The organism is Streptomyces sp. NPDC018833 (assembly GCF_044390825.1).
GTDB lineage: Bacteria > Actinomycetota > Actinomycetes > Streptomycetales > Streptomycetaceae > Streptomyces.
In genome coordinates this window covers 137,175-148,802 of record NZ_JBIRZM010000014.1, presented here as the reverse complement: position 1 = coordinate 148,802, position 11,628 = coordinate 137,175, and the positions used below count along the sequence as shown (strand labels likewise).

The following is an 11,628-nucleotide window of genomic DNA, read 5'->3' as shown; positions in this document are numbered from 1 at the left end:
CGTACCCGGCCCGCGGGGCGGGGGGGGGCGCCGGGGCCCCCCCGGGGGCCGTGGCCTTTTGTTTCCTGGGGGGCCCCCCCCCCGGGGGGGGGGGGGGGGGGGGGCCCCCCCCGGCCCCCCCCCCCCCCGCCTCGGCCGTACCGGATCAGTCAGTCAAGGGTTTCATGACTCCGGAGCCTGTCAGTCGTGAACTCCGCTGTTGATCAGGCGTGAGAATGTACCCGAGGTACTCGACACGTACATGTGCACGCCGATCGGAGTCACCCGGTTCGGGATGTAGATCGGAACGGACTGGTGATACACCCGTTCACCCAGCTTGAGCCGCCTCTCGATCTCGTACTCCACCGACCGCATCTCCTTCTGATTGGCGTAGGCGGTCGTGGGGACGATGTTCTTCCGGAGGTGGGTGCCGCCGAATTCACGGGCGATCAGGTGAGCGACCGACCTCGTAGGCCAGGTCCGCACCGGCCACGGCATCCTTGTACGTGACGGTGTCGCCCTTGGCGACGGGGGTGAGCTTGCCCGCGCCATCGAGGCCCAGAGTCACCGCATGTCCGTCACCGGACTCGAAGCGGAGCAGCCTGTCGGCAGTGGCCCCGAACCAACTACTGGCCGCGTTCGTGGTGTTGGCGAAGGCGTAGCCCTTGGCGCCGGTCGGGGTGACGCTCGGGATCGATGTCCTTCCACGACTTCCCCGACCGGTACGCCGTCGGCACCGCCGATACCTCGGCCTGTACCCGGCCGTCGGGGCCACCGGGGATTCCCGGACCCCGGACGACCGCCGCATCGACCGCCGCGGTATCGCCGTCGCCGCGGCTCTGCTGCTCGCATGCGGCGCGCTCGTCACCTACGGAGTCCTCGACTCCGATGACGACCCGGCGGACAGGCGGGCGACCACGCCCACCGCCGAGGTGACCTACGAGGTGCTCGGCGAGGGCGCGGCCGACATCTCCTACCGCGGGGCCGACGACGACAAGGCGAATGTCGTCACGAAGGCCGGCCTGCCGTGGCGGAAGACCGTGAGCGTGCCGCTCGGCGCCTCCCCGATCGTCAGCGTCACCCTCGGCGAGAAGGGCGGCACGGCCAGCTGCACCCTGGCCGTACGCGGCAAGCACGTCCAACGCGCCACCGCCACCGGCGCCTTCGGCCGGACCACGTGCAGCAGTGAACTCCCCACCCCGGAAGCGTCCGCACCGCCTGAAGGAGCACAGTGACCCCGCACCTTCTGCGTCGTACGGCCAGGATCGTGGCGGCCACCGCCGTCGCCCTCGCCGCTCTCGGTCTGACCTCCCCGGTGACGACGCGGTGGCCGCGGTCGCCGCAACGGGCTGAGCTCGTCGGGAGAAGACCGGTCGGGCCGTAGCGACCACCGTCGACGTTCGTGGAGACCTATCGCGGCCACTGCACCGAATTCGTCGCGATCCGGTGCTGCCCGGCGGCGTTGCACTGCCGGCCGGAGGCGATCACGGTGTCACCCTCTCGGCTGCCCATCGGGTACCGGCACACCCGTGGGGCTCGGCGTGGGACTCCCCGTGGGAGAGGCACTGACACTGGGGGAGGGACTTGCGGGAGGGGTCGCCGTGGGGGAGGTGGGGGGGTGGCTGGGACGGCCGTTGGAAGGACGGGGGGTCGGTCGGGCCTTCACGGGTGGGGGCGGACTGGTGGCATCGGGAACGTGGGGAACCGGTGACTCCCTGGGAGTGGACGTCGCGCGAGGACGCCGAGTCCCGGCACCGCTCCGGTCCCTGACGCCTCCTCCTCTGGCCGGGCGCGTTGCCGGGCGTTCCGGTGGAGGTGAGGCCGTCGGTGAGGATTCGGTGACCTGGGCATCGGGCTCGTCGGGAGACGCCTGTTCCGGGACCGGCACTGCCCGTGGGGAGCCGGCGGAGTGCTGGGGCAGCAGCGATGCGGCGGCCAGGCCGCCGAGCATGGCGAAGGTGGCCGCGGCAAGAGTCCGACCACCGTACTTCTTCAGTCGCGGCGGACAGCGGCGCCGGGCTACGGGCACATCGGCTGAGGAAGTGGGGGACCAGGAAACCTCGGGGGACTCCAAGGAGCCAGGTCCCTCGCTGAGGAGGACCTCCCACACCGCCGCGTCGGCTGCCGGAGCACCCGTGCTCCGATCGCTCGACGGTGACGTGTCGGACTCGTACGCCCCGCACTCCGGGCACGTCACGGTGCCGTTGAGGGTACGGCGGCAGGGAAGGCAGTAGTCCATGCGCTCGACCGATCAGTGCGTGAGTCGCTGGAAGGAACCGTGCGCCGCCGACCCGGCCGGACAGCAGCCACCGGCGGCGGGAAGATGACGCCTGGTGTCTTTCGAAAGAATCCTCGGCATGTGCGAACCTCACTCACTCACCGGTGCAGGTGGGTCACCGGTTACCGAGGAAAACGGGGCGGGGTGTAGCGCCGTTCAAGCGTTGACCTCAAACGTGGGATACGTAACTCCCTTGAGGTTTACGACTGGTCACGCCGGCGCCTCGCCTCGGTGTCCGAGCCGACAGTCACGGCTCCATCGAGCCGACTGCGACATCTCCGGGGGCCGATCGTCCTATGCGGCGCGGGGATTCTCGCCAACTGGAAGGATCCCTCGGCCTGGAACGCCCACCCCGTCACGGAGGCCCTGCTCCTCCGCGCAGGCGGTTCTTGGTGGGACGGCGTCACGGACGGGCTTGGGCGGCGGACAGAGGAGCTGGTCGACCCGTTCCGGCGACCGTGACCGTCACCGCATTCGATGCCCTCTGCGTGAGCATCCAGCGCGCAGTCGTCAATGAGCTGCCGACGCAGTGGAGCGCCGACTTGGCGGCCCTGCGGACGTAAGTGTGAGCCTCCCTTGCGACAGCCTGCCGACTGCAGGGCCGTCGCAGCGCGGTAGGTGAGAGGGCGCCGTGGATGCCTGAGGTCGCACCGTGATCGACGGCGTGCCGCCCGCAGGTGTTGTCGCCGTGAACGGCGGGAGCCCCGCAACCGGCGGCCGGTTCCGGGGCTTCCGTTCCCGGCGTGGTTCTTGCCGGGAAGAGACGCAGGGCGTCAGACGATGCAGGAGGGCAGGAAGGCCGGGTCTGCCGGGCCGGTGCGCTCCAGCGCGTGCAGGACCCACTGGTGGACCACCGGATCGTTGGGCGCCTGGTCGTGCTCGATGGCATTCAGCGGGCAGGCGTCCTGGAGGGTGACATTGGTGACCTCGCGAGCCGGGCCTTGGAGGAACGCGCTGGTGTAGGGCGTGACGACCTCGTCGTACTTGGTCGTGACGACGGTGTAGTCGGGGCCGGTCGGCGTCTCGTCCTTTGCGTTCAGGTCGGTCAGGAACTGTGACCCCGCCTGCTGCTCGTCGCAGGCCGGGCAGGGACTGTCCTGGAACTCAACGGGCCGGGGTATGGCGTTCTCCGTGCCGTGATTGGACGGAACGATCCCGACGAGGTCGTCGACCTCAGTAGCGCCGCCGAGGTTCTTGATGTAATAACGGGGCATCATTCCACCCTGGCTGTGCCCGACGAGGTCGACCTTGCGGGCATCGGTGGCCCCCAGCACCGCGTCGACGAACGCGTCGAGCTCCTTCGCCGACTCGGCGATGGGTCCCATGGCATTGCCACCGTAATTGAGGGCAAAGACACAGTAGCCCTCTTGCTTCAGCACGGGGCTCAGCGTCGGCCAGTTCTTGGCCATGGTCTCGAAGGTGCCGTGTACGAGCACGACTGGGTCGGGATGCTCGGCGGTGGGCTTGCAGGACCAGTCATTGGCGCCGGGCGGAGAAACGTCGGTGGTGTCGGCGACGGCGGACGGAAGCGGGCAGGCGATGGTGGTGACCGCCAGAGCGAGGACGGTCAGGATCGAGCGCAGGCCAAGCACGAGTATGCCCTTTCGTGGGGGAACGGGAGTGCACACCACAGACCGTGGCTGGAGATGACTGATGGGCGTGCCGGTTTGTCTCCGGGGGATTCGGCGCTGTTTGCAGCCATCGGTGGAGAGAGGGCTGGGGATCACCCTCGTTCCATGATCCGAACGCCGTTCGGCAATGTCGTCCGGTGCGGCGATTTTGCGCGCACGTTACTCACGTGTCAACCCTGTGGCCGTCCGAAATCCGACCCCCGCTGTGACCTGGCTCGGCGGCCCCGAGGCCGCCCAGCGGCCCAAAGTCGCGGAGAGGAAGCCCAGCCCGGCGATGTCGTCCAGACAGCTCCGGGGCAACCGGGGTCCTCGATGCGGGCCAGGTGGCCGACGTGCCTCGGGCGGGGGCGGTGCCGGGAGCAGTCAAGGCCCTGCGGAAGGTCTTCGCGCCCACAGGCGGCCGGGTCCGAAGGCCGCCACACCTGTCATCGCGGCCGGGGACGCGACCGCGTACCCCTTGGAGTGGCAGCCTTCCAGGTCCCGCCCCTCCCATACATCGTCCAGGACATCGCAGGCTGGGTCCGAGGTGCCGTCGCAGACGTCGTCGATGTGGCGGCCGGGTGCCGTGAGCTGATGGAGCGCCCTGGGGGCGGCGCTGTCAGTCGTGAGAGATGCCGGGCTGCCGACGGGTGCGAACCACGTGTTGCAGTCGGGCAGTGGCCTCTCCTGCCGCCTGTCAGCGGCGGTGTGAGTCCTGTCGCACAGTACCGCTGAGCGCTGCCCCGTGGTCGATACGGCGAGCCGATCGCCGGCCGGTCAGAGGCCCTGCGACCCCCGGAGGCGGTCCCCCGGGCCGAATGGCGCCTGTGCCACCGTTACCACCCTCTACCCGCACGACCCGCCCGTGGTGCGTGACCAGATCCGCCGCGAATTCCACGAAATGTGGCGCCTCGACCGAGGCGCCCTGAACCCCGCCGCTCGCACGCGCTCATCCCCGGACCCGCCCCGCCGCCGAATCCCGGCTGGGCGGCCCGCCGCCGTCGCGCTCCGGGTGGCTGGCCGGTCTTCGAGGCGCTGATCCGGCGCCACGAGGAGGAAGACGCCCGGAGAGGTCCACGGGCTCGGCCTGCATGACCTTCTCCCACTCGGGCCACTCACTGTTGCCGATCACGACGGCAACCGGGATACCGAGCGACAGGCCGTGGCGGACGCCGCCGAGAAAGGATCTCGTCTACTCGAACTCTGTCTGGGCACCGCACCCGTAGCCGAGCCGGCGCCGCGCCAGGTGGGCGGACACCAGCTCGATGGTGACCGTACGCCGACGGGAAGCCCCTCCAGTGTCGCCACCGACGCGGGACCGTGGGACTCGTCTTCGGTCGGCCGGCACAACCTGCTCAGTACAAGTTCTCCGGATTCTCAGACCACGGTCTTCTTGTCGAGCACCATGTCGTGGCCGACAACAAAGGAGGCCTCGTCGGAACACAGCCACACCACCGTCTCGGCGACTTCCGCGGCGGTCGCCCCGTCGGCGTGGTTCGTCCCCGCCTCGTGCGCCGGCCCGGGGCTGATCGCGTTGATCCTGATGCCCTTGCCGATGTACTCGTGCGCGGCGGTACGGGTCAACGCGCTCAGCGCCGCCTTCGAAGCCGCGTAGGCGCTCATGCCCACCAGCCGCCCGCTGCTCGCCATGTTGCAGGCGGTGTTCACGATCACTCCACGCCCGCGCGACTCCATGTGCGCGAGCTCGTGCTTCATCGCCATGAAGACCCCCGTGAGGTTGGCGGCGAGGATGTCGGCCCACACGTCCTCGGCGATGTCGGCGACGTTGCTGTTCGGCCCGGTGACGGTCGCGTTGTTGAACGCGATGTCCAGCGCGCCGAACCGCTTCACCGCCGCCGCAACCATGTCCGCGGCGGCGGCCGAGCCGCCCCGCGTCATGTCCGCCACGACGCTGTCGGCCTCACCTCCCGCATCGCGGATCAGCTTCAGCGTGCCCGCGAGTTCCTCCGGGTCAGGCCCAGCCACCAGTACGCGTGCGCCCTCCCGGGCGAACGCGACTGCCGCCGCCTGGCAGATGCCGTCGCCGGCTCCGGCGACCAGGGCGACCCTTCCAGCGAATCGTGCGGACATGATCGAGCTCCTTTTTCTCTACTGATCTCGGTGAATCGTGTCGAGCAGTTCATCGGCCCACGCGGTGCTGTAGTCCTCCAGTCGCGGGAGGCCGCCCTCGTAGGGGGATCCCGTCCACGTGAACGTGGCGCCGGGATTGTGCGCGGCGTACCCGCCGGCCGCGAAGAAGTGCGGACTGCCCTGGATCCGCGGACCCTTGGCCGTGGCCCACTGCTCGTAGACCTCGGCGCGTCCGCTGCCCCTGGCCAGCGCCGCCGCGAGGGCCCGCGCGTCGACGTGCTCGCACTGCTCGGCGAGGTCGAGGATCACCGCGTGGACGCTGATGCATTTGCTGTCGGCGTAGAAGGCCTTGCGCAGCGCGATGTCCAGCTCGTCGCTGCCCCGCAGCCCGCCGATCCCGGGCTCCTTGGCGGCCTGGACCGCCTCCAGCGCCGGCAGTGTGGTCACGGGGTAGGCGTGCGCCGGGCCGTTCCACAGCCGCCAGCCGAGCTCGGGCCGGTGCGCCGCGATCGCCTGGACTTCCGGGTCCACGATGAACTTCGGGGTGGGCTCCCGGTTGAACAGCTCCAGCGGGAACGCCTTGTGGTCGATGATCAGGGCAAGCTCCCGCCGCTCGGCGGCGGCGTGCAGGGTGTGCAGGGCGAGGCTCGCCCACGGGCAGCCGATGTCCGACCAGACGGTCACCGTGGAGGCGGCGGTGTCGTTCTCCATGTCCGTTCCTTCACGTCCTTCATGAGTACGGGCTCCGTGGGTACGGGGGTACGGGTGCGGCTGCGCCCGGCCGCCGCCCGGCGGCCGAGCGCACGCCGGTCAGAGCTCGACGCGGACGTCGTACTCGGTGACCCAGGTGTTGAACTCGATCAGGCGCTCCAGGACGGCGCGGGCGCTCCACGGGCCGCCGACCCCGTAGGAGCCCTCGGGCACGTCGAGCAGCTTGCGGATGTCCGCCTCGGAGACGAGCTGCAGCACCGGGGCGTCCTCGACCAGGAGGGACTCGACCTGCTCGCGCAGAGCCAGTTCGTACTTGCGGTCCTGGGTGGAGGGGTACGGGTTCTTCTTGCGGTCGAGGACCGAGTCCGGCAGCAGACCGCGCATGGAGGCGCGCAGCAGGCTCTTCTCGCGGCCGTCGAAGGTCTTCATCGCCCAGGGGGTGTTGTAGACGTACTCCACGAGGCGGTGGTCGGTGAACGGGACGCGCACCTCCAGGCTGACCGCCATGCTGATCCGGTCCTTGCGGTCCAGCAGGAAGTTCTCCCAGCGGGTCAGGTTGAGGTACGTGACCTCGCGCATCCGCTCTTCGAGGCCGCTCTCGCCCTCCAGGCGGGGGACCTCCTCCAGCGCTTCGGTGTAGCGCCCCTTGACGTACTCGGTGAGGCCGAGCTTGTCCCACAGGCCCACCGTCTTCAGCGCGCCGATACCGCCGGCCTTCTCGAAGGGGTGGTGCCACGGGAAGCTGTCCGACTCGACGGCCTCCTTGTCGTGGAACCAGGTGTAGCCGCCGAAGAGTTCGTCGGCCGCCTCGCCGGACAGCGCGACGGTCATCTGCTCCTTGAGCGCGCGGCACAGGATGAGGAGCGAGTACTCCATGTCGCCGGTGGAGACCGGCAGGTCCTGCGCCCGCAGGACGGTGCTGCGCACCTCCGGGTCGAGGATGTCCTCGTTGTCGAGCTCGACGATGATGTGCTCAGCGCCGACCTGCTTGGCGACCTCGACGGCGAACGGCGTGTCCGGGTCGGCCCACTGGACGTTGGCCTCGAAGCGCTCGTCGTGGCCGACGAAGTCCACGGAGAAGGCCCGGATGGGCTGCTCGATGCCCTGCTTGGTGAGGGCCTTGGCGGCGAGCGCGGTCACGGCGCTGGAGTCCAGGCCGCCCGAGAGCAGGGTGCCGACGGTGACGTCGGCGACGAGCTGGCGCTCGACGATGTCCTCCAGCAGGTCGCGCACGTTGGTGATCGTGGTGTCGAGGTCGTCGGTGTGCGGCTGGGCCTTCAGCTCCCAGTAGGTGCTCTCGCTGCGGCCTTCGCGGGTGAAGCGGACGATCGTGGCCGGCTTGACCTCGTGCATGCCCTTGTAGACGGCGTGTCCAGGGGTCTTGACGATGCTGAAGATCTCCTTGAGGCCCTCGGCGTCGACGACGGCCTCGGCCTCGTCGTGGGCCAGGATCGCCTTGGGCTCGGAGCCGAAGAGCACGCCGTCGGCGGTGGGGTAGTAGTAGAGCGGCTTGACGCCCATCCGGTCGCGGATGAGGAGCAGTTCCTCGGTGCGCGGGTCCCAGATGGCGAAGGCGTAGATGCCGTTGAGGCGCTCGGCGAAGTCGGCGCCCCACTCGACGTAGGCGCGCAGGACGACCTCGGTGTCGCTGGTGGTGCGGAACTCGTGGCCCAGACCGCGCAGTTCCTCGCGCAGCTCCTGGAAGTTGTACACCTCGCCGGTGTACGTGATCACCGGCTGCGTATCGTCGTCGGCGTCCGCGACCATGGGCTGCTTTCCGCCCTCGAGGTCGATGATCGCCAGGCGGCGGTGGCCGAGTATCGCGTGGGTCGAGGTCCACAGCCCACCCGCGTCGGGGCCGCGGCACTCCATGGTGCCCGTCATGGCGGACGCGGTGTCGGTGTGCGCCGTAAGATCGCGCTGGAAGCTAACCCATCCGGCAAGGCCGCACATAGATGATCGGTTCCTCTCGTTCAAGGGCGGGGGCCGGGCCAGGGGTCCTTGGCCGACTGGCATGAATGTGCTCCACGGCGGATGGGCCGGTCCATCGGCGCCGGTTCACTTCGTCACGTGACCGGGACTTCTTCGTTCAGGTCCGCGGCACCTGACGAAGTGGCGCACCCGACGTTGCCGGGGCCCGGGCGGGGCAGGACATTTCCGAGCATGACCAGGACCTTCCTCGATACCGGTCCACGGACCAAAGAACCTCCCCTGCACGCGCGAAGGCGGGTGCCCCGCGTCCTGGAGGTCGCCCTCTACGAGTTCGCGCTGTCCACCGGCATGCTGTTCACCGTGGTCACGGCCGTCCGCTGGATGGCGGGACCCGGCACGCCCCTCGCGGATCTTTTCCCGACGCTGACCAGCCAGCTCGTGGCCATGGGCCTGCTGGTCGGTGTGATCGTCATGCTCGTGCTCGGGCCGTCCATGCGCCGGGAGACCGCCGGGCACCTGAACCCGGCCGTCAGCATCGGCCTGTGGCTGCTGCGGGTCTTCCCCGTCCAGGCGGTGCTGCCGTTCGTCGTCGCGCAGTTGGCCGGCTCGGTGGCCGGAGTGGGTCTCGCGCGCCTGGTCTGGGGTGACGCGGCCGCCCGGGTCGGCGACGCCGCGCTGACGCCGGCTGCCGACTGGAGCACCGGGGCGGTGTTCGCCGCGGAGGCCGGTGCCATGGCCGTGATCATGCTGATCGTGGCCTTCGCCGGGACGCGCCCGCACCTGCTGACGTACCTGCCCGCGGTGGTGGGCGCCTGCGTCGCCGCCGTGATCATTTTTCTCGGGCCGCTTTCGGGCGGCGGCGCCAACCCGGCGCGCCAGTTCGGACCCGCGCTGGTCTCCGGCACGACCGGGCTGCTGTGGGTCTATGTACTCGCCCCGGTGGCGGGGTCGCTGCTGGCGGCCCTGGTGGCCGGACTGCTGAAGTGGCGGGCCCCGGCGCGCTGAAGCAGACGCCACAGGGGGCGGCAGCCGGCTTGTCGGCCGGCTGCCACCCCCTGCGGCGTTGCCGGGCTGCCGCTCGCGGCGTCAGAGCGCGCCCGGCCGTGAGTCGACGGCGACCTTGCCCACCTGGAGCTGGACGCCCTGCACCACAGCCGGTTGCCCGACCGGCTCGCCTCGTCGAGGAACCGCTCGGGGCCCGGGCGCCGCGGTCCGGGTCGTAGTAGTGGTCGGGCCGGTCGCTCAGCTTCACCAGGCCGCGACGGTCGGGCCCCTCTGCCGTCGAGGAGCGTGAACATGCCGATGCCGCGGGACAGATGACGCGGCGAGGCCTTCTCCCTCGGTGCCGCCATGGTCGAGGTCAGGTGGCCGCGGTCGGCCGGGACGCGGCCGAGGTCGTCGGCGCCGAGGACCTCGCGGCCGTCGGCCTTCCAGGTGGCCTTGCCCGCCGCGTTGTCAAAGGCGATGGCCAGGTCGTGCTGCGGGCCGGGTTGCCGGGTGGCGACAAGGAGCGCGTAGGAGAACGCCGTGTAGGTGGAGCCGGTCTTGGGGAGCCGCTCGTGGAAGGCGTGAACGCGAGTCGTTGGTGCCGAAGAAGTCGAAGACCAGGTTCGTCGCTCGCATGGCTTGCCCGAACGCCGTGGCGCCCTGGGGCAACGGGTTTCGCCAGTCGGTTGTCTGGTCGGGCGCCGCGTTTCGGGTGCCCGACCAGACACTCACTCGGTTACAGGTACGGCCGGGTGATCAGCTCAATTGCGTGACCGGCAGGGTCTTTGAAGTACACCCCTCGACCGCCGTGCTCGTTGTTGATCTCGCTTGGGCGTCGCATCTGCGGATCGGCCCAGTGCTCGATGTCTCGGTCACACAGCCGCCGATACGCACGGTCGAACAGCTCGTCGTCGATCAGGAACGCGTAATGCTGCATCTGGATCTCCACCGGCGGCTCGGCGAACTGAAGCAGCACGCCGTCGGGGAGCTGGATGTTGGTGAACGGGCCCCAGGACGGCGCTTCCGGGAGTTCCAACAGCTCGCGGAAGAACTGAGCCGACTCGTTGCGATCCTTGGCGGCGATGATGGTGTGGTTGAACGTGACTGTCATTCAGCTGACCTCATTGTTGTTCGACACGAAGAACGGACTCTCGGTGCACGAGCGTTGGGAGGTCCGCGTGCCGAACTGAGGGGGTGGCCTTCTGCGCACCCGCTGTGCGATCAGCCCTCCACCGGGTGGCCAATCTGTGCGTGGCGTAGCGCCGGTCCGGTGTTCACGTTGGTTTACCTTACGTGATCTCGCTGGCTGCGACAACAGGATGGCGATCGGCTGCTGGGTGGTTCGTCACGCGGCCTTGGCCGGGTATGCGGTCCACTGACGGATGGGTGAGTCAGGGGCGAAGGTGGTCTTCGGCTCGGCACGGGTGTTGCGCCAGCGGATGTAGTCGGCGATAGCGGCGTTCTGTTCGTTGTGGGTGCGATGGTCGGTGCCGTTCAGCGTGAAGTACCGCCAGGTCGCGAACTCCGACTCCATCCAGTTCGGCCACGAGCAGTAGGTCGGTGAGAAGACCAACTGGACGTCGTTGTCAGCGGCCCAGGCGCGGACTTCGGCGTGCCGGTGCGGGGAGAAGTGTCCAGCACCACGTACAGCTTCTCCCGGGCCAGCGGGCTCGCAGGTGCCGACAGGGGCCGACCGCTCAGCAGTTCGCGACCAGCGCTGCGGAACGTCTCCCGCGGCCTCGACCAGCCCTCGAAGTCGGCGCTGACGAAGGTCATGGCGGAGGGTGCGGCCGCCAGGGAGTTCCCGTTGCGAGGATGGCGGCGGCAGCCTGGCGGCTGACGGCGCGCCTGGACGGGCTGGCCGTCCAGATGACGTCGCACGCCGGTCACTGTCCCGGCGGCGATGTTCCAGTGGACCGATGAGGCTCTCGCTCGTGCATGGGCATTGACCAGGCGGCGTTGACCGCCACGGCACGCTGGGCATCGACCAGGCCGCGTTGACGGCCACGGCACGCTGCGCACCGGCCCGTCCAGGGGCAC

The 11,628-nt window shown here is 69.6% G+C and carries 11 protein-coding genes and 2 pseudogenes; 3 read left to right on the top strand and 10 right to left on the bottom strand.

Annotation, left to right across the window (positions count from 1 at the left end):
* Positions 1-180 precede the first annotated feature (180 nt).
* Positions 181-477, bottom strand: a complete 297-nt coding sequence (locus ACH5AF_RS26050) for a DNA/RNA non-specific endonuclease (protein ID WP_398904682.1) — start codon at positions 475-477, stop codon at positions 181-183.
* The gene (locus tag ACH5AF_RS26045; protein WP_398904830.1) at positions 419-547 is read right to left on the bottom strand and encodes a hypothetical protein; all 129 of its coding nucleotides are present in this window, start codon (positions 545-547) and stop codon (positions 419-421) included. Before ACH5AF_RS26045 ends, ACH5AF_RS26050 begins: the two co-directional genes overlap by 59 nt.
* 97 nt (positions 548-644) lie before the next feature.
* On the opposite strand from ACH5AF_RS26045, the gene ACH5AF_RS26040 reads away from it, so the two are divergent.
* Positions 645-1,214, top strand: coding sequence for an MmpS family transport accessory protein (locus ACH5AF_RS26040; RefSeq protein WP_398904680.1), 570 nt, complete (start codon positions 645-647; stop codon positions 1,212-1,214).
* 1,816 nt (positions 1,215-3,030) lie between these two features.
* On the opposite strand, the gene ACH5AF_RS26035 is transcribed toward ACH5AF_RS26040, so the two are convergent.
* From ACH5AF_RS26035 to asnB, 5 genes and pseudogenes are all read right to left on the bottom strand, one after another.
* A complete protein-coding gene (locus ACH5AF_RS26035; RefSeq protein ID WP_398904678.1) occupies positions 3,031-3,849 on the bottom strand; it encodes an alpha/beta fold hydrolase in 819 nt (272 codons plus the stop codon).
* 1,027 nt (positions 3,850-4,876) lie between these two features.
* A pseudogene (locus ACH5AF_RS26030) lies at positions 4,877-5,226 on the bottom strand (chorismate synthase); the annotation flags it as partial.
* Between the two features lie 18 nt (positions 5,227-5,244).
* Complete coding sequence (locus ACH5AF_RS26025; RefSeq protein WP_398904676.1) at positions 5,245-5,958, bottom strand: SDR family NAD(P)-dependent oxidoreductase; 714 nt, start codon at positions 5,956-5,958, stop codon at positions 5,245-5,247.
* A gap of 18 nt (positions 5,959-5,976) precedes the next feature.
* A complete protein-coding gene (locus tag ACH5AF_RS26020) occupies positions 5,977-6,669 on the bottom strand; it encodes a DsbA family protein (protein WP_398904674.1) in 693 nt (230 codons plus the stop codon).
* A 99-nt stretch (positions 6,670-6,768) separates the two neighbouring features.
* Complete coding sequence (asnB, locus tag ACH5AF_RS26015) at positions 6,769-8,622, bottom strand: asparagine synthase (glutamine-hydrolyzing) (protein WP_398904672.1); 1,854 nt, start codon at positions 8,620-8,622, stop codon at positions 6,769-6,771.
* A 210-nt stretch (positions 8,623-8,832) separates the two neighbouring features.
* Here asnB and ACH5AF_RS26010 point away from each other — a divergent pair, with 210 nt between their 5' ends.
* Positions 8,833-9,606, top strand: a complete 774-nt coding sequence (locus tag ACH5AF_RS26010) for an aquaporin (protein WP_398904670.1) — start codon at positions 8,833-8,835, stop codon at positions 9,604-9,606.
* Here ACH5AF_RS26010 and ACH5AF_RS26005 read toward each other — a convergent pair.
* The 3 genes from ACH5AF_RS26005 to ACH5AF_RS25995 all read right to left on the bottom strand — a co-directional run bounded on the left by ACH5AF_RS26005 (position 9,525) and on the right by ACH5AF_RS25995 (position 11,161).
* Complete coding sequence (locus tag ACH5AF_RS26005) at positions 9,525-10,316, bottom strand: DUF6081 family protein (protein ID WP_398904668.1); 792 nt, start codon at positions 10,314-10,316, stop codon at positions 9,525-9,527. The genes ACH5AF_RS26010 and ACH5AF_RS26005 overlap by 82 nt on opposite strands.
* A gap of 8 nt (positions 10,317-10,324) precedes the next feature.
* On the bottom strand, positions 10,325-10,699 hold the full coding sequence (locus ACH5AF_RS26000) for a VOC family protein (protein ID WP_398904666.1): 375 nt from the start codon (positions 10,697-10,699) through the stop codon (positions 10,325-10,327).
* Positions 10,700-10,933: 234 nt separating this feature from the next.
* Complete coding sequence (locus ACH5AF_RS25995; protein ID WP_398904664.1) at positions 10,934-11,161, bottom strand: hypothetical protein; 228 nt, start codon at positions 11,159-11,161, stop codon at positions 10,934-10,936.
* 138 nt (positions 11,162-11,299) lie between these two features.
* Between ACH5AF_RS25995 and ACH5AF_RS25990 the strand changes: the two are divergent.
* A pseudogene (locus tag ACH5AF_RS25990) lies at positions 11,300-11,589 on the top strand (TetR family transcriptional regulator C-terminal domain-containing protein); the annotation flags it as partial.
* Positions 11,590-11,628 lie beyond the last annotated feature (39 nt).